Source organism: Amycolatopsis sp. ATCC 39116, from assembly GCF_000231075.2.
Classification (GTDB): domain Bacteria; phylum Actinomycetota; class Actinomycetes; order Mycobacteriales; family Pseudonocardiaceae; genus Amycolatopsis_E; species Amycolatopsis_E tucumanensis.
In genome coordinates this window covers 47527-65390 of the sequence record NZ_AFWY03000038.1, presented here as the reverse complement: position 1 = coordinate 65390, position 17864 = coordinate 47527, and the positions used below count along the sequence as shown (strand labels likewise).

General features: G+C 68.2%; 12 protein-coding genes. 9 read left to right on the top strand and 3 right to left on the bottom strand.

Going from position 1 to position 17864, the window contains the following annotated elements; translation table 11 throughout:
* Positions 1-54: 54 nt before the first annotated feature.
* From AMY39116_RS0329645 to AMY39116_RS47650, 6 genes are read left to right on the top strand one after another with little or no spacing between them, the layout of a single operon-like run.
* Complete coding sequence (locus AMY39116_RS0329645; protein WP_235716247.1) at positions 55-2898, top strand: DEAD/DEAH box helicase; 2844 nt, start codon at positions 55-57, stop codon at positions 2896-2898.
* The gene (locus tag AMY39116_RS0329640) at positions 2898-7016 is read left to right on the top strand and encodes a DNA methyltransferase (RefSeq protein ID WP_020421239.1); all 4119 of its coding nucleotides are present in this window, start codon (positions 2898-2900) and stop codon (positions 7014-7016) included. The genes AMY39116_RS0329645 and AMY39116_RS0329640 overlap by 1 nt, the downstream gene beginning before the upstream one ends.
* Positions 7016-8851 carry a DUF4357 domain-containing protein gene (locus AMY39116_RS0329635; RefSeq protein WP_020421238.1) on the top strand — a complete coding sequence of 612 codons (1836 nt, stop codon included), beginning with the start codon at positions 7016-7018 and terminating at the stop codon, positions 8849-8851. Before AMY39116_RS0329640 ends, AMY39116_RS0329635 begins: the two co-directional genes overlap by 1 nt.
* 38 nt (positions 8852-8889) lie before the next feature.
* On the top strand, positions 8890-10038 hold the full coding sequence (locus AMY39116_RS0329630) for an McrC family protein (RefSeq protein WP_235716246.1): 1149 nt from the start codon (positions 8890-8892) through the stop codon (positions 10036-10038).
* A 9-nt stretch (positions 10039-10047) separates the two neighbouring features.
* Positions 10048-11118, top strand: coding sequence for a UvrD-helicase domain-containing protein (locus AMY39116_RS47655; RefSeq protein ID WP_020421236.1), 1071 nt, complete (start codon positions 10048-10050; stop codon positions 11116-11118).
* A 60-nt stretch (positions 11119-11178) separates the two neighbouring features.
* The gene (locus AMY39116_RS47650; protein ID WP_235716245.1) at positions 11179-12177 is read left to right on the top strand and encodes a 3'-5' exonuclease; all 999 of its coding nucleotides are present in this window, start codon (positions 11179-11181) and stop codon (positions 12175-12177) included.
* On the opposite strand, the gene AMY39116_RS0329620 is transcribed toward AMY39116_RS47650, so the two are convergent.
* Both AMY39116_RS0329620 and AMY39116_RS0329615 read right to left on the bottom strand, forming a co-directional pair.
* The gene (locus AMY39116_RS0329620) at positions 12174-13790 is read right to left on the bottom strand and encodes an N-6 DNA methylase (protein ID WP_020421234.1); all 1617 of its coding nucleotides are present in this window, start codon (positions 13788-13790) and stop codon (positions 12174-12176) included. The genes AMY39116_RS47650 and AMY39116_RS0329620 overlap by 4 nt on opposite strands.
* 122 nt (positions 13791-13912) lie before the next feature.
* Complete coding sequence (locus AMY39116_RS0329615) at positions 13913-14575, bottom strand: TetR/AcrR family transcriptional regulator (protein WP_020421233.1); 663 nt, start codon at positions 14573-14575, stop codon at positions 13913-13915.
* A gap of 64 nt (positions 14576-14639) precedes the next feature.
* Here AMY39116_RS0329615 and AMY39116_RS0329610 point away from each other — a divergent pair, with 64 nt between their 5' ends.
* Complete coding sequence (locus tag AMY39116_RS0329610; protein WP_020421232.1) at positions 14640-15758, top strand: NAD(P)/FAD-dependent oxidoreductase; 1119 nt, start codon at positions 14640-14642, stop codon at positions 15756-15758.
* A 3-nt stretch (positions 15759-15761) separates the two neighbouring features.
* Here the strand turns inward: AMY39116_RS0329610 and AMY39116_RS0329605 are convergent, their stop codons facing one another.
* Positions 15762-16136 carry a helix-turn-helix domain-containing protein gene (locus tag AMY39116_RS0329605; protein WP_027936321.1) on the bottom strand — a complete coding sequence of 125 codons (375 nt, stop codon included), beginning with the start codon at positions 16134-16136 and terminating at the stop codon, positions 15762-15764.
* An 80-nt stretch (positions 16137-16216) separates the two neighbouring features.
* Here AMY39116_RS0329605 and AMY39116_RS0329600 point away from each other — a divergent pair, with 80 nt between their 5' ends.
* Positions 16217-17035, top strand: a complete 819-nt coding sequence (locus AMY39116_RS0329600) for an NAD(P)H-binding protein (RefSeq protein ID WP_020421230.1) — start codon at positions 16217-16219, stop codon at positions 17033-17035.
* Complete coding sequence (locus AMY39116_RS0329595; protein WP_020421229.1) at positions 17032-17847, top strand: haloalkane dehalogenase; 816 nt, start codon at positions 17032-17034, stop codon at positions 17845-17847. The genes AMY39116_RS0329600 and AMY39116_RS0329595 overlap by 4 nt, the downstream gene beginning before the upstream one ends.
* Positions 17848-17864: the final 17 nt, after the last annotated feature.

Sequence of the window (17864 nt, the reverse complement as noted above, 5' to 3'; positions counted from 1 at the left end):
ATGACGAGTACTTTCACGGCCGGTTCATTGGTCTCCGCCCGTGGCCGGGACTGGGTGGTGCTGCCGGAAAGCGCAGACGACATGCTCGTGCTGCGCCCGCTGGGCGGGGCTGACGACGACATCGCGGCCGTCTTCCCCGCGTTCGAGGATGTCCGTCAGGCCGAGTTCGAGCGACCGTCGCCGGACGACCTGGGTGACGAGCTCGCCGCCGGGCTGTTGCGGTCGGCGCTGCGGATCGGGTTCCGCTCCGGCGCCGGGCCCTTCCGGTCACTTGCCCGCATCGCGGTCGAACCGCGGGCCTACCAGTTGGTGCCGTTGATGATGGCCCTGCGTCAGCAGACCGTGCGCATGCTGATCTCCGACGATGTCGGTATCGGCAAGACCGTCGAGGCTGGGCTCATCGCGAGCGAGCTGCTGGCGCAGGGCAGCGCCCGAGGACTGGCGGTGTTGTGCTCGCCCGCGCTGGCCGAGCAGTGGCAGGAGGAGCTGCGCACCAAGTTCGGCATCGACGCCGAACTGGTGCTCGCCTCTACGGTGTCCAAACTCGAGCGCGGGCTGGACCTTGGGCAGTCGTTGTTCGACCGGCACCCGCACGTGGTGGTCTCGACGGATTTCATCAAGTCCACCCGGCACCGCGACGACTTCGTCCGGCACTGTCCGGACCTTGTCATCGTGGACGAGGCGCACACCTGTGTGGCCGCGGAGGACACGGCATCGGCGCAGAGTCAGTTGCGGTACGAGCTACTGCAGCGGATCGCCGCCGACGAGCAACGTCACCTGATGCTGGTGACCGCTACCCCACACAGCGGTAAAGAGAGCGCCTTCCGTGCCCTGCTCGGGCTAGTCCGGCCTGACCTGGCATCCGTCGACCTGGACAGCGATGCGGGCCGAGCGTTGCTCGCCGCGCATTTCGTGCACCGTAAGCGAGCCGACGTGCGGCAGTTCTTGACCACCGAGGACGGCTTGGCCGACGACAGCCTGCGGGAGGACACGAAGTTCCCGTCGGACCGCTACTTCAAGGACCGGACCTACAAGCTGTCTCCCGCCTACCGGGACCTCCTCGAAGACGCCATCGCCTACGCGAGCGAGCGGGTGAGTGCCGCAGGCAACCAGGGCAAGCGGGAGGCCCGGGTCGCCTGGTGGTCGGCCATCGCGTTGCTGCGGTCCCTGGTGTCCTCGCCGCGAGCCGCCGCCCAGACCTTGCGCACGCGGTCCGCCACAGCGAAGGCCGAGACCGTCGAGGAAGCCGACCGTCTCGGAGCCCCGCTGGTGCGGGACACGGGCGATGGCGACGCGCTCGAAGGGTTCGACGTGGCGCCCGGCGCGGAGACCGAGGGGGCGAGCGCGCGGCTGGCCGCCTTGGCCGACCGCGCGGAGCGGCTGGAGGGACCGGAGGAAGACGCCAAGCTTGCGGTGCTGACGAAGGAAGTCAAGGCGCTGCTCGCTGAGGGCTACCACCCGATCATCTTCTGCCGGTACATCCCCACCGCCGAGTACGTGGCTGAGCAGCTGGCCGGCAAGTTGGGCAGAAAGGTCGTGGTCCGGGCGGTGACCGGCACTCTGTCGCCGCAGCAACGCCTGCAGCGGATCGAGGAGCTGGCCGAGGAGGCGGGCGACGATCCGGCCGCGCGCCGCGTGCTGGTCGCCACCGATTGCCTGTCAGAGGGCGTCAACCTGCAGCACCACTTCGACGCGGTGATCCACTACGACCTGGCGTGGAACCCGACCCGACACGACCAGCGGGAGGGCCGGGTCGACCGGTACGGGCAGCGGCGGGACACCGTCCGGGTGGTCACGCTTTATGGAAGTGACAACGGGATCGACGGCAAGGTTCTGGAGGTGCTCATCAAGAAGCACCGACAGATCCAGAAGGACCTGGGCATCTCGGTTTCGGTGCCGGATGCGGCGTCCGCCGCGGTGACCGACGCGATCGTCGAATGGCTGCTGATGCGCGACCAGCAGCCCGAGCAGGCAGAGCTGTTCGAGCTGGAGACCCTGGAACACAAGGCGCAGGTATTGGAGGCGGACTGGAAGTCGGCGGCGGAGCGGGAAAAGACGTCCCGGTCGCGGTTCGCCCAGCGCGCCATTCACCCGCAGGAGGTCGCCCGCGAGGTCGCCGCCGTCCGGGAGACATTGGGGCGGGCCGGTGAGGTGCGCGGGTTCGTCCGGCAGGCTTTGCGGTCGCTGGAGGCCGTGCTGCGGGAAGACGGCGAGGGCGGCTTCACCGCCGACCTGAGCGGTACTCATGTCGGCCTGCGCGATGCCGTTGCGCCGGTGCTCGGCGGGGACACCGTCGAGACTGGACGGCCGGTGCCGTTCCGCTCCGCGTCCGCGGTGGCGCGCGGCGAAGTGGCGCTGGTGCGCACCGATCCGGTGGTGGGCGCACTGGCCGGGTATGTGCTCAACGCGGCGCTCGACCCCAAGGCCGGCGGTCCGCGTCCGGCGCGGCGCTGCGGTGTCATCCGCACTAAGGGGGTGGACATCCGTACGACCCTGCTGTTGGTGCGTTACCGCTTCCACCTCACCCTGCCGTCCCGGACGGGGGAGCGGCAGCTGGTCGCCGAGGACGCGCGAATGCTTGCGTTCCAGGGCTTGCCGACGAATGCCACCTGGCTGCCCGCCGAGGAGGCATTACGTCTGGCCGATCTGACTGCCGACGCCAACACCGACCCCGCGTTCGGCGAGCGCACGATGCAGCGGGTGCTGGACCAGTTGCCTGCGACCAACACCCATCTCGAGTCCTATGGGGACGAGCTCGCTGCGGAGCTGCTCGCATCGCACCGCAGGGTGCGTACCGCCTCCGGTGAGATCGTCCGAGGAGTGCGGGTCACCGCCCAGAAACCCGCCGACATCCTTGGCGCGTATGTCTACCTGCCGGTCTCGGGAGGGGCCGCCTGATGTCTGCCATCGCTCGTAACCAGGTTTTCACCGCTGTGCACACCGTCGGCGGTCTGTTGCCCGCCGACATGCTGGTGCGGATCTCCGAGGGCAAGGACGTCAGCGGGTGTCTGCCCGGCGACTACCGGGTCGTCGGCTCCCGCTCGGTCCGGGACGACGCGGAACGGCGGTGGGACTACCTGCGTTCGGTGTGGGCCGAGCTGCGGGAGAAGGTGCCCGTCGCGCCCGAGGCCGATCCGCCGGTCGACCACACCGGCCAGGCGCGGACGCAGTGGCTCGTGCCGTTGTTCGACGAACTCGGTTTCGGCGAGTTGACATCGCTCGGCGCGACGGGCATCACCACCGACGACGGCACCAAGACCTTCCCCATCAGCCACCGGTGGAACCATGTGCCGATCCACTTGGCTTCCTGGCACCATTCGCTGGACAAGCGGCCTGGCGGGCCGGGCAGCGTGCCGCCGCAATCGCTGGTGCAGGAGTGCCTGAACCGCTCGGAAGCGCACCTGTGGGGCATCATCACCAACGGCAGGCAGCTCCGGCTGCTGCGCGACTCCAGCGCACTTGCCACCGCCGCCTACGTCGAGTTCGACCTGGAAGCCATCTTCGACGGTGAGCTGTTCAGCGAGTTCGTCCTGCTGTACCGGCTGCTACACGTCTCCCGCTTCGCAATCGCCGAGGGCGCGGCGCCGGCCTCGTGCTGGCTGGAGAAGTGGCGCCTGGAAGCGATCAGGTCCGGTACTCGGGCCCTGGACCAGCTGCGTGACGGGGTCGAAGCAGCGATCAAGGCGTTGGGCACCGGTTTCCTCCGGCATCCGGACAACGCCCGGCTGCGCCGAGAGTTCGACCCGCGCGAATTCCACACCGCCCTGTTGCGCCTGATCTACCGGCTGATCTTCGTGTTCGTCGCGGAGGACCGCGACGCACTGCACCCCCCGAACACGCCGGACCAGGCCCGATGGCGCTATGCGACCTACTTTTCCACGGCACGGTTGCGGCGCCAGGCGAGCCGGCGGCGCGGTACCGCGCACAGCGATCTCTACCAGGCTCTCCGGGTCGTGCTGGACGCCCTTGGCGATGAGCACGGGCGCCCCGAGCTGGGGCTGCCAGGTCTGGGTGGGTTGTTCGACGACACCGGCGCCGACGAGTGTTTGCGTGGCCTGGCCCTGGGCAACAGCTACCTGTTGGACGCGGTGCGTCACCTGTCGCGAGTGCGGGACGGTCTGCGCTGGCGACAGGTGGACTACCGCAACATGGATGCCGAGGAGCTGGGCTCGATCTACGAATCGCTGCTGGAGCTCGATCCCCGGCGTACAGGCGATGACGAGTTCGAGCTCACTCACCGCCCGGGTAACGATCGCAAGAAGACAGGTTCCTACTACACGCCGAGCTCCTTGATCGAGGTCTTGCTCGACTCCAGTCTCGACCCGGTCATCGACGATGCCCAGAAGCGCGGTGAGCAGAAGGCGAGTGCCGCGGGCTTGCCCGATCCCACGGACACCATCGTCGCGGAGTTGTTGTTGCTGACGGTGTGCGACCCGGCATGCGGGTCCGGTCACTTCCTCGTCGCCGCGGCTCGACGGATTGCCAAGCGCGTGGCTGCGGTAAGGGAGAACAACCCCGAGCCGACCGTCGATGCGGTACGTCACGCGCTGCACGAGGTCGTCGCCCGCTGTGTCTACGGTGTCGACCTCAACCCGATGGCCGTCGAACTCGCCAAGGTCGCCCTGTGGCTGGAGGCGCTGGAGCCGGGGAAGCCACTTAGTTTCCTCGACGCACACATCAAACTCGGCAATGGCCTGATCGGTGCGACGCCGGCATTGCTGCGGCTGGGCATCCCGAACAAAGCTTTCAAGGCCGTCGAGGGCGACGACCCGAAGTTCGCCGCGTTCCTGGAGAAGCAGAACGACAAGGAGCGCGCTGGCCAGCTGGGTCTGTTCGACCTGACGGAGAAGACGAAGGTCGCCAACTCCACGTTCGCCGCCGGGCTCCGGCGGATCACCGATGCCCCGGTCCGGAGCTTGGCGGATGTCCATCGCCAGGCCGCCGACTACCGCGTCTGGGAAAACTCCCCGGAATACCGCCACGCGCGGCACGTTGCCGACGCCTGGTGCGCAGCGTTCATGTGGCACAAGACCAAGGACGCGCCTGCCCCGGTCACTCAGCATGTTTTCCTCGCGCTCCAAGACCCGGCGGCTGCGGCCGCCTCGCAGGGCACGCACGACGAGATCGTACGGTTGCGGGAGGAGTATCGCTTCTTCCATTGGCATCTCGCGTTCCCGGATGTTTTCACCGTGCCCGACGACGACACGGGTGTCGATCCGGCGACCGGATGGGCCGGGGGCTTCTCGTGTGTGCTCGCGAATCCGCCCTGGGACAAGGTCGACTTCGAGGACAAGAAGTACTTCAGCGTCGTGGAACCGTCGATCGCCGCGATCTCCGGAGCCGATCGGCGCAGGCGGATCGAGGAGTGGGCCGAGGAGCAGCCGGAGGCGGGTGCGAGGTACCGCGCGGACCGGCGCAAGGTGAAGTCGACATTCCTCTTCGCCGGCAGCTCGGGTGTCTTCCCGTTGTGCGGTAAGGGATTGACAGTAAAGGGTGTCAACTCCCTACTGACCGACCAGCTTTTCACCGAGCGTTTCGCCACGATTGTCGGGCCTACAGGTCGCGTCGGTTGCGTCGTCCAGTCGGCAATCGCTACGGGCGCAGCAGGGCAGCACCTCTTCGGTGATCTCACCCGCCGAGGTGCCATCAAAATTCTCTACGACTTCGAAAACCGCAACAAGCTTTTTCCAGCGGTGCACTCCAGTTACAAGTTCTGTCTGCTCTCTCTCGCCGGGCGGGACATTCGCGAACCGGCAGCGGTGTTCGCCTCCTTCCTCGGGGACACCGAGGATCTGGCCGACAGTACGCGGATCTTCGCGTTGAGCCCAGAGGAGGTCTCGCTCATCAACCCGAACACCGGCAGCCTGCCGGTCTTCCGAAGCCGCCGCGACGCCGACCTCACCGCCGCGATCTACCACCGACTACCTGTGCTCTGGAACGAAGGCGTAAAGAAAGGCAACCCATGGCAGATCACCTTCAAGCGGTTGTTCGACATGACCGACGACTCCGACCTCTTCAAAAATCGCGCTGAAATGGAGGCGGAAGGCTGGCAACGGGTGGGAAACGTCTTCGTGCGGGGCGAGGAGCGGATGCTGCCCCTGTACGAGGGGAAGATGGCCCACCATTTCGACCATCGCTGGGCGCATTACTACGGAACCGGCAATGAAGACCGGCGACGGGTGTCGCTCGAGGAGAAGCAGGACCCTGGGTACTCGCCGGACGCGCGGTACTGGATTGCCGAGAGCGGGCTTATCCAGACCAGACGGAAGAACAAGGATGTCACGATCCCTGGCGTCGAACTACGGCTGGCCGAGGTCGCTTGGGATCGGGACTGGCTGTGTGGTTGGCGAGACGTGTGTCGTTCCACCGACGAACGTACGGCTATCCCAGCTTTTATCCCGCGTACTGCTGTTGGCCACAAATTTCCGCTGATGCTGCCGCGGGTTTCCGCTACCTTGACTGCTGCGCTTGTTGCCGTCCAGAGCTCGCTGGTGTTCGACTTCGTGAGTCGTCAGAAGATCGGTAGCACTAGCATGGGGCTCTTCATCTGGAAGCAGCTTCCCGTGCCCACACCCGGCATGATGGAGCCGCACACGCCGTTCATCACCACGCGGGTCCTCGAACTCGTCTACACCGCCTACGACATGGCCGGGCTCGCCCGGGATCTTGGGGACTCGGGCGAACCGTTCTGCTGGGATGAAGAACGAAGGGCCCAGCTACGCGCCGAGCTGGACGCCTACTACTTCCACCTGTACGGTGTCGGACGGTCCGATGTGGACTACATCTTGGAGACCTTCCAGTCGGACTCCGGAGGCGGACTCAAGAACAACGAGATCGCCAAGTATGGCACCTACCGCACGAAGGACCTGATCCTCGCCGAGTATGACCGCATGGCCGAAGCTGGGGTCAGCCTGACCACACCACTCATCGACGGGGAGAACTACACCTCCACCCTCACCCCGCCACCCGGCCAGGGTCCCCGCCATCCCGCGGTGGCGAGCAGCGAGGGACGTTGATGGACAGCCCCTACCCCGAGTTCCAGCTCCGGCTTCCGTTCAACGGTCCCGTTGCCCGCGGACGCCTGCTCACCGAGAAGGGCACCAACGGCAGCCAGAAGTTCACGGTCAGCGCGGGGTCCCCGGTCCGGTCGGAGGAGGTGCCGTCGTTCCCCGCGACGATGAAGTCCGCGCACAAGCTCCGCGAGAGCCTCCGGGCAGAAGGCCAGATCCGGGAATCGTCGAAGTGGCCAGGGTGTCTGGAGACGACCGAGGACATCACCTGCAACTCGCCCTCGGCGGCGGCGGAGATCCTGCTCGGCCGGGCCGCCAACGGCTACACTGAGTGGAAGACTGCTGACGGGCGTCCGCTTGCTGACTTCCTCAAAGCCTCCTGGTACGGGCCCAACCGCACTTGGCTGGTCCGCGGCTCCAACGTCTCCGGCCTCGACCTGGTGAAGAGGTTGTGGCTGCCGCGCCGCCTCGTCAGCCTCGCCGCCACTCACCTGCGCGAAGGCGTCGAACAGGGGGTGAGCAAGGACGAGCTGCGCACCGTGGTGGAAGAGGACTACGAATCGGTCCTCACCTACAGCCAGCGCATCCGCCTGGTCGAGGCGCTGCACATCTTCCTGTCTCGGATGAAACCGGGCGACACGGTGTGCACGATCTCGGGCGGCAATGTCTTCGTCGGCGAGATCACCGGTGACGCCGAGCAAATGGCCTCCGAGGGCGGCCGATCGAACCTGCGGCGGCCGGTCGAGTGGCAGAGCGCCGGCTACCCGTACCTCGACCTGCCCGAGGCGCTGCAACAGAAACTTTCCATCCAGCACGACGTAGTCGACCTCACCAGCGTCGAGGGTTTGGTCGCCGGTCTCGGACGCAGTGACGAGGAGCTAGCCGAGGAACTCGAGGAGGCCGACGGGGAGTCCAGCGCGGAACTCGCCGCGCTCATGGCCCGGCGCGAGCTGGAACTGCCGGAACCGACGGACGACCTCGCCAAGGACCTGCTGGTCCACGACGTGGCGTGGTTGCGGGAACTGCGGGACCTGCTCTGGGAGGACCGGCAGATCATCCTCTATGGCCCGCCTGGCACCGGCAAAACCTACCTCGCCCTGCGCCTGGCCGAGTACTTCGGCGGCGGCCCGGAACAGGTCAAGCTCGTGCAGTTCCACCCGTCCTACTCCTATGAGGACTTCTTCGAAGGCTTCCGGCCCCAGGAGGACCCGCGCACGCGCGAGGTCGCGTTCCGGATCACCGACGGGCCGCTGCGCGAGATCGCCAATGTCGCCGCGCGCGAGGGTAACCGGCACATCCCGCACTTCCTGGTGATCGACGAAATCAACCGGGCGAACCTGGCGAAGGTCTTCGGGGAGTTGTACTTCCTGCTGGAGTACCGCAACAAGTCGGTCCGGCTCACCTACTCCGGAGACGACTTCGCGTTGCCCCCCAACCTGTTCGTCATCGGCACCATGAACACCGCGGACCGGTCCATCGCACTGGTGGACGCGGCGATGCGCCGCCGGTTCTCGTTCGTCGAGCTGTCCCCACGGACCGAACCGACTCGCGGGCTGCTCCGTCGCTGGCTGGACCGCGAGGGCCACGACCCGGAATCCGCCGACCTGCTCGACGAGCTGAACTCCCGCATCGAAGACCCGGACTTCCAGGTCGGCCCTTCCTACTTGATGAGACCCGGCGTCTACCGCGACGGTGGCCTGGCCCGCACCTGGCGCACGAAGATTCTCCCGTTGCTGGAGGAACACCACTACGGCGAAGGTGTCGACGTCGAGCAACGCTACGGCCTGGCTTCCCTGCGAGCGGCAGCCACGACCACTTCGGACACGATCGCGCCGGCATGACCACCCTCGCCCTGGTCGAACACGCCGCGCCCCGGTCCGTGCCGCTCGACGACGCAACCGGCGGTGCCCTGGCGCGCTCGGGCCTGGTCGAGGCTGCGCCGGACCCGGAAACCACCGGGCAATGGCGGGTCCGGGCCAAGGGTGTGGTCGGTGTGGCGACCGTGGCGGTGCCCGACGGCAGCGCTGTCATCGTGCGGATCCAGCCCAAGCTGCCCGTGGCCCGGCTGCTGTTCCTGCTCGGCTACAGCCGCAGCCCGAAGGGCTGGCGGGACGAGGTGGTGGGGGTGGCCGAGGAACCCGAACTGCTCCCGGCCTTCGCCCGGCTGTTCACCCGCCAAGCCGAACATGCGCTGGGCCAGGGACTGCTCAAGGGCTACGTCGCCGTCGAGGAGACCGCATTGGTCATGCGCGGCCGCCTGCGCTTCGCCGAGCAGGTCCGCCGGCACCACGGCAAGCTCGTCCCAGTGGAGATCGCCCACGACGAGTACACCACCGACACCGCCGAGAACCGGCTCCTGCGCTCGGCCTGTGAAGTGCTCCTTCGCTTGCCCCTACCCACGGACGTGCGCGGGCGGCTGCTGCGGCTGCGGGCGGACCTGATCGATGTCAGCCCGATTCCCCGCGGCGCCGTCCTGCCCACCTGGCGCCCGAGCCGGCTCAACGTTCGCTACCACCACGCCCTGCGTCTGGCCGAACTCGTCCTGCGCAACACGTCCGTCGAGCATCGCACCGGGGACGTCACGGTGCACGGATTCACCTTCGACATGGCCCGGGTCTTCGAGGACTTCCTCACCGTCGCCCTGCGCGAGGTGCTCGCCGATCAGAGCGGACACTGCGTCCTGCAGGCTCGCCACCACCTCGACGAGGACAGGGCCATCCGCATGATCCCCGACTTCGTCCACTACGCCGACGACGGTACGCCGCTCGCGGTGGCGGACGCCAAGTACAAGGCCGAGAAGCCCGAAGGCTTCCCCGATGCCGACCTCTACCAAATGCTGGCCTACTGCACGGCGCTGAACCTGCCGGAGGGACACCTCGTCTATGCGAAGGGCAACGCCCCGCACGCCCAGCACCGGGTCCGCAACGTGGGCATCACTATCCACCAGCACGCCCTCGACCTCGACCAGCCACCCGGTGACCTGCTGAGCAGCGTCGCACACCTGGCCCGCCGACTCATCGGGAAGTGAAGGACCACCATGCCGCAACTCGCCTTCGCCCACAGCTTCTGGGAGACGTACGACCTGCTGGACAAGCAGGTCAAAGCTGGAGTCCGCAAAGCGATGGGCAAATTCCAGCAGCTGTCCATCGCCGAGCTGTACGCGGACAAGGGCCTGCACCTGGAGTCGGTGGACAACGCACGCGACCCGCGCATGCGAACCATCCGCATCACCGACTTCTGGCGCGGCGTCGTCCTCGCCCCGGACGACGGAAGTGACATCTTCCTGCTGCTCAACGTCGTCCCGCACGACGACGCCTACTCCTGGGCGGCCAAGCGGCTCTACACCGTCAACACCGCGACCCGTGGGCTGGAGGTCCGAAACGTGGTCGCGATCGAACAGCTGACGCCCTCTCTGGAGGAGGTGGCCGCGAAGGCATCGGACCTCCTGTTCGCCCGCCACTCCGACACGGTCCTGCGTGCGCTCGGCATCGACGACCAGGTCCTCCGCGCGGCGCGAGCCATCGTCGACCAGGCCCAGCTGGAGGCCTTCGCCGGCGTGTTGCCCGAGGATCAGTTCGAGGTCCTGCAGTTCCTCGCCGAGGGCTTCACCCCCGAGGACGTCTACCGGGACGTCGTCGCGGAGCGCCTGGCAGCCACCAGCGGCGACAGCACGAGCGACAGCCTGGCGATCGCGATCGTCAACACGCCGAACCGGATCAAGCTTGTCACCGGCCCGGATGAACTCGCCGAGGCACTGGACAAGCCGTTCGCCGCGTGGCGAGTGTTCCTGCACCGGTCCCAGCGGCGCGTCGCCTACCGCACTTCCTACAGCGGGCCGGCCCAGGTCACCGGAGGACCGGGGACTGGAAAGACGGTCGTCGCCCTGCACCGCGTGAAGCACCTGCTGTCCCGCGCGTCCGACACCCGTGTGCTGCTCACTACCTACACCAACGCGTTGGCCGGAATGCTGCGGGAGAACCTGGCACTGTTGCTGGAGGACGACGAGCAGTTGGCCCGGGTTAACATCACGACGGTCGACGCGTTCGCGAACCGGGTGGTGCGTGAAGCTAACGGGCGGGCGCCGTCGCCGATCGGTGATGCGGACTAGCGGCAGATCTGGCGACGTCTCGTGCGCCGCCTTGACCTGCCGTGGACCGAGCAGTTCCTGATGCAGGAGTTCCGGCACGTGGTGTTGGCCCAAGGCATCGAGGACAAGGCCGGCTACCTCCGGGCCGAGCGACGCGGCCGTGGCTCCGCGCTGCGCATTTCGCAACGGGAGCGCCTGTGGCAGGCAATGAGCGCCTTCTTCACTGAACTCGCGGGGCGGACCACACATCTGCTGGTCTGCGCGGAAGCCGCGAAGCTCTTGTCGAGCCGGGACGTTACTGGACACCGGTACGACCACGTGGTGGTCGATGAAGCGCAGGACCTGCACCCTGCGCAGTGGCGGGTGCTGCGGGCGGCCGTGTCCGAAGGACCGGACGACCTGTTCATCACTGGCGATCCACATCAGCGGATCTACGACTCGCGGGTGTCGTTGCGGGCACTGGGAATCCCGGTCACCGGACGGAGCAGCAGGCTGCGTGTCAACTACCGCAGCACGGCTGAGATCCTCGGCTGGTCCACCGGCGTGATGGCCGACGTCCAGGTCGACCAGCTCAGCGGGGAGGGCGATGACAGCCTGATCGGCTACCGTTCGTTGCTGCACGGCACCCGGCCGCACATCGCGGGATACCCCGACGAGAACTCGGAGATCGACGCACTCGCCGAATGCGTGCGGGAATGGCTGGGGCAAGGCGTGCTGCCCCACGAGATCGCGGTGTGCACTCGGTTCAACATCCTCCTGGACAAGGTGCGTGACCGGCTGCGGGCCGATGACATCCCGGCGGTTCTGGTCAAGGATCGTCCGGCGGCCGGGACCGAGGGCGTGCGGCTGGCGACCATGCACGCGATGAAGGGGCTCGAGTTCCGCTGTGTCGCGGTCGTGGGCGTCACAGCCCGCGCGGTCCCTTTCGCCAAGGAGGTCACGCCCGTGGAAGTGGACCCGCAGCAGCATGCGAGCGACCTGCTCAAGGAGCGTTGCCTGCTGTTCGTCGCTTGCACCCGGGCCCGCGAACGCCTGTCCGTGTCGTGGAGTGGCGCGCCCAGCCCTTTCCTGCCCGCTTAATTCCCTGGTTCTGGGCGCAGCGCACCGAGGGTGAGACCGTCCCGGCCCAGAGATGTAGCGCGCTGCCCCAGTTTCGCCAGTTCCGCGAGCAACCGGTCGAACTCCTCGAACGCGCGGAACGCCGCGCCGTAACGACGTTGTTCGTCGACGCTCAGCTGGGGGATCCGGGAGCCGGTGACGTCGGTGCGGAAACTGCCGCTGCCACTGGTCGCGCGCTTGACGTTCGCGGCGCTGCTCAGAAAGCCGCGCAGGAAGTCGGTGTCCAGCCGGTCACTCGTCGAGGTCGCTCCGTCATCGGTCAGCGAGACCAGCCCGGCGCGCACGAGATCCGCCACCTTGATCGACGGGCCGTCGAGGGTACCCAGGCCCTTGCCGAGTTCGGGGAGCAGCTCACGCAGCTCGTGCAGCGTGGTCGCCACCGCCGCGCAGGCGGCTGCGTACTCGGCCAGGTGGTCGACATGCTGTGCGGCGACGTAGCGAGCCGGTGTGAGATCGACGTCCTCGTCCAGGAGGTCGATCAGTGGTACGTCCGTGATCTGGCTCGCGATGGGCTCGAGCGTCTCGTCCGGGTCGTTCGCCGAAAGATCCACCATCCGCACCGTGTCGCGCCCTGACTCGGCGTCGATCGGCCTGTCCAGCAGCCACAGCTGCACTGGCTGTGCATGAAGCGCCGCCATCCCCGGTGGCAAGGCGATGACCTCGGAAAGCGCGCCGCGGCGTATGAGCTCCGCTCGGATCCGACGGCCGGCCTTGCGATAAGCGACCGAGGGTGGCATCACCACCACTGCCCGGCCGCCTGGGGCAACGTGGGAATAGCAGTGCTGGAGCCAGGCCAGCTCGCCCTCGGCGCGGGTGGGAACGCCGAATTCCCAGCGGGCGTCCAGGAGCAGATCTTCGCGGCCCCAGTCCGCAGCGTTGACCGGCGGGTCGCAGACGACCAGTTCGGCGCGCAGCCGATCCCATTGGTCGTGCCGCAGTGAGTCACCGACTCGCACGGCGGCGTCCGGGTCGACGAGCTTCAGGCGCGCTCCGGCCAGGCGTGCTGCGGCCTTGTGGCATTCCTGCCCCGCCAGGGACGTGCCGGGAGTCGCGAACGCCAGGAGGAGCGAACCGATGCCACAGGCCGGATCGTAGACGGTTCCGGTCACCGGACCGGCGAAGTGGCTGATTGCGCGCACCAGGCGAGGTGTCGAGGTGTACTCGCCCGCGGACATCCGCTCGACGAGGGCTGTGAGGACTTCAGCCGGTGCGCGTTCTTCGAGCAGATCGTGGATGAGCGGGATGAGGTCCGGTTCGAGATCCTGGGCTGATCCGGTGGTCAGCAGTATCGAAACGTCTGCCAAGCCACGGACTATCTCACTGCCGTACCGGGTGCGCAGCGCGTGCCACAGCACCACTTCCGGCGAGGGATCGTCGCCCTTCCGGTGCCGGTCCAGCCAGGATCGGACCTCGGCAAGGTCGAACAGGGCGGTGCGGCCGGTACCACGCACAGGAGCCGGGAAGTCCTCGTATCGTTTGCGCCAGTTGGACACCGCAGCCCGTGTCACCTTCGCCAGCCGCGCGATCTCGGCAGGAGTGACCAGCGAAGCGGCGCTGGCCCGGGCGGCACTCATAAGCCGACAGTACACGCTCCAGGGCTTCAATGAGCGGATCTGCATGTTGACGGTGCAAACGAACGCTCAGGCTGCGAAGCAGACTGATGCGCGGCTCACGCCCGCTCGCGGTGCAAGGGTTTCTACGACGAGTGGCGGGTGGTGACGCCGGCCAGCACCAGATCGATTCCGGCGAGGAACTGTTCCCGGTCGTCGTGGTTGCGCATCTGCTTCGCGACGCCGCGGGTGAACGGGTAGGCCTCCGGGTCGAGGTTCTCCCAGCTCCTCGCCACCGTGTCGAGGAAGGCCTCCCGCGTCGTGCTGACTTCGGCTGTCGCGGTTTGGCCCGCGGTGCCGAGGATGTAGTGCACCAGCACCGACGTCGCGGTGAACCAGCTGTGTTCGGGGACCCCCAGTGCGCCGATCTGGCGTCCGATGGCCTCGAAGATCCGCGGCGCCACCGGGCCCCCGGGGTTGCGGGTCAGCTGCATCAACAGCTGCGTCGCGAGCCACGGGTGCTGCTCGATCGCGTCGAACAGGCCCAGCGCGACGGCGCGGATCTCCTCCTGGGGCGAACCCGCGGACGCGGCGGGGAGCGCCTCGGCGACGACCGCGTCCGTCGCCGTGGTCAGCAGCTCATCCTTGTTCGCCACGTGCCAGTAGATCGCGCCCGCGCCGGTGGCGAGCCGTTCGGTCAGCGTCCGGAACGTCAGCCCGGCCTCACCCGCCGCGTCCAGCAGCTCGACGGCCGCTTCGACGATCCGCTCCCGGGAGAGCGCCTCCGTGCGCCGGGTCCGTGGTGGCATGCCCCCATCTTGACATATCTGGAATGCCATTCCACGATGGAATGGCATTCCAAAAGGAGGGGACATGAACAACCATGTCACGATCGTGGGCGCGGGGCTGGGCGGTCTCACGCTCGCTCGCGTGCTGCACGTCCACGGCATCCCGGTGACGGTCTACGAAGCGGAGGCGTCCGCGGGGGCCCGCGCCCAAGGTGGGATGCTCGACATCCACGAGCACGACGGCCAGCCCGCCCTCCGCGCGGCGAACCTGTTCGACGAGTTCCGCGGCATCATCCTGGAGGGCCGCGAGGCGACCAGGGTCCTCGCGCCGGACGGTGCGGTCCTGCTCGACCAGCCCGACGACGGCACCGCCGGGCGCCCGGAGGTCCAGCGCGGCGAGCTGCGGCGGATCCTGCTCGACTCGCTCCCGGAAGGCACCGTCCGCTGGGGGCACAAGGTCACCGGCGTCCGCGCCCTCGGCGACGGCCACCACGAGGTCGCTTTCGCCAACGGTGGCACCGTCGTCACGAGCCTGCTGGTCGGCGCAGACGGCGCGTGGTCACGCGTGCGGCCGCTGGTCTCCGGCGCGGTGCCGCGGTATGTGGGCCGGTCGTTCGTCGAGACCTATCTGTTCGACGCTGACAGCCGGCACCCCGCCGCCGCGCGGGCCGTCGGCGGTGGGGCGCTGATGGCGCTCGTGCCGGGCAAGGGGATCACGGCGCACCGCGAAACGGGCGGGACGCTGCACACCTACGTGGCGCTCACCAAACCACAGGAGTGGTTCGCGGAGATCGATTTCAGTGATTCCGCCGCCGCCCTCGCGCGGGTCGCGCGGGAGTTCGACGGCTGGGCGCCGGAACTCACCTCACTGATCACCGACAGCGACACCGCGCCGGTCCTGCGCCCGCTCAACGCCCTGCCGATCGGGCACAAGTGGGACCGGGTGCCGGGCGTGACCTTGCTCGGCGACGCGGCCCACCTGTCGGCCCCGTCCGGCGACGGCGCGAACCTGGCCATGTTCGATGGCGCCGAGCTCGGCAAGGCCATCGCCGCCCATCCCGGCGACCCCGAGGCGGCACTGGCGGAATACGAGCAGGCGCTGTTCCCGCGCAGCACGGCGGCGGCTCTCGAAGGCAGCCACACGCACGAAATGCTCTTCGACGAAAACGCGCCGCACAGCGTGATCAGCTTCCTGACGGCCTGAGGCTCAGGGGCGCTTCTTCTGCTGCGCGTCGTACTCGGCGCGGGCCTGCTCGACCTTCTCCAGGTTCGGCGACCACTCCGCGAGGGTGGCGAACAGCGGCGCCAGGCTGCGGCCCAGGTCGCTGATCTCGTACTCCACCCGCGGCGGGACCTCGGCGTGGTAGGTGCGCACCACGAGCCCGTCGCGCTCCAGTTGGCGCAGCCGCTGTGTCAGGACCTTCGGGGTGATCGTCGTGATGCGGCGGGACAGCTCCACGAAACGTTGCCTGCCGTGCTCGTTCAGCGTCCACAGGATCGGCGTGGTCCACCGGCTGAACACGAGGTCGACCACGGGCGCGATCGGGCAGGCCAGCTCGGGACTGACTGTGGTTTCGGTCACCGGACCCACTACTTTCCTCTAGGTACCTACTAGCCCCACGACAGTAGCGTCGCTCCCACACGAAGAGAACGGGAGCGAAAATGTTCGTGGTGACCGGAGCTACCGGCAACGTCGGGCGGCCGCTGGTGCAAGCGCTCGTCAAGACCGGCGAGGCCGTGACGGCGGTGTCGCGCAAGGAAGAACACCTGCCCGGGGTGCGGCACGTGCGGGCGGACCTGACCGAACCGGAGACGCTCAAGCCCGCGCTCGACGGGGCGTCGACACTGTTCCTGCTCACCTCGCCGGACTTCCTCGCGGCCGGCGGGGACCTCGCCGGCGTCCTGGGAACAGCGAAGGCCGGCGGCGTGCGACGGGTCGTGTTGTTGTCGTCCCAGGGGGTGGCGACCGGGCGGCACGCGCCAGAACTGGAGGACGCGGTCGTCGGCTCCGGCCTGGAGTGGACCCTACTGCGGCCCGGCGGCTTCCACTCCAACGCGTTCGCCTGGGCGGAAACGGTGCGCACCCGGCGGACGGTCGAGGCGCCGTTCGGGGACGTCGCCCTGCCGACCGTCGATCCGGTGGACATCGCCGAGGTGGCCGCCGCGGCGATGCGTGAGGACGGGCACGCCGGCCGGGCCTACACGATCACCGGGCCCGAGCCCGTCACGCCGCGGCAGCAGGCGGCAGCGATCGCCGACGCGCTGGGCGAGCCGGTGCGCTTCGCCGAGCTGAGCCGGGCGGAGGCGCGGACGCGGATGCTGCGGGCCATGCCCGAGCCGGTCGTGGAGTCCACACTGGACATCCTCGGCGCGCCGAAACCGGAGGAGCAGCGGGTCAGCGAGGACGTCGAGCGCGTCCTGCGGCGCCCGGCGCGCAGCTTCGCCGAGTGGGCCGGCGCGAACGCGGCGGTGTTCAAGTGATCCTGCACCACCGCGAGACCGGCGACGGCCAGCCGATCGTCTTCCTGCACGGCAACCCCGCCTCGTCCCACCTGTGGCGGCACATCATGCCGGCGGTCGGCCCGGGCCGGAAACTGGCGCCCGACCTGATCGGCATGGGCGAATCCGCGAAACCGGACATCGGCTACACCTTCGACGACCATGCCCGCTACCTCGACGCCTGGTTCGAGCACCTCGGGCTGGACGACGTGGTCCTGGTCGGCCACGACTGGGGCGGCGCGCTCGCCTTCGACTGGGCCGCCCGCCACCCCGGCCGGGTGCGGGGCATCGCGGTCACCGAGACGATCGTGAAACCCATGTCCTGGGACGAGTTCCCGGACGCGGGCGCCGAGATATTCCGGGCGCTCAAAACCCCGGGCGTCGGGGAGAAGATGATGCTGGACGACAACATCTTCCTGGAGTCGATGACGCTCGGCGCGGAGGACCGCGTGGCCTACCTACGGCCCTACCCGACCCGCGAGAGCCGCGTGCCGCTGTTGCGGTGGGCTCGGTCGATGCCGCTGGGCGGGGAGCCTGCCGACGTCGTCGCCCGTGTCGAGCACTACGACAAGTGGCTCGCGGCCAGCGCGGACGTGCCGAAGCTGCTCGTGACGTTCCGGCCCGGCTTCGACACGATGATGGACGACCGGATGATCGCGTGGTGCGCGGAGAACATCGCGGCTCTCGACATCGTCCACCACGATCTCCCCGCCGGGCACCACACCCCGGAGGACCAGCCCGCGGCGATCGCCGCGACGTTGTCCGCCTGGCTGGACCGGCACGGGCTGCGGTGAAGTCCCGGCCCCGTCGC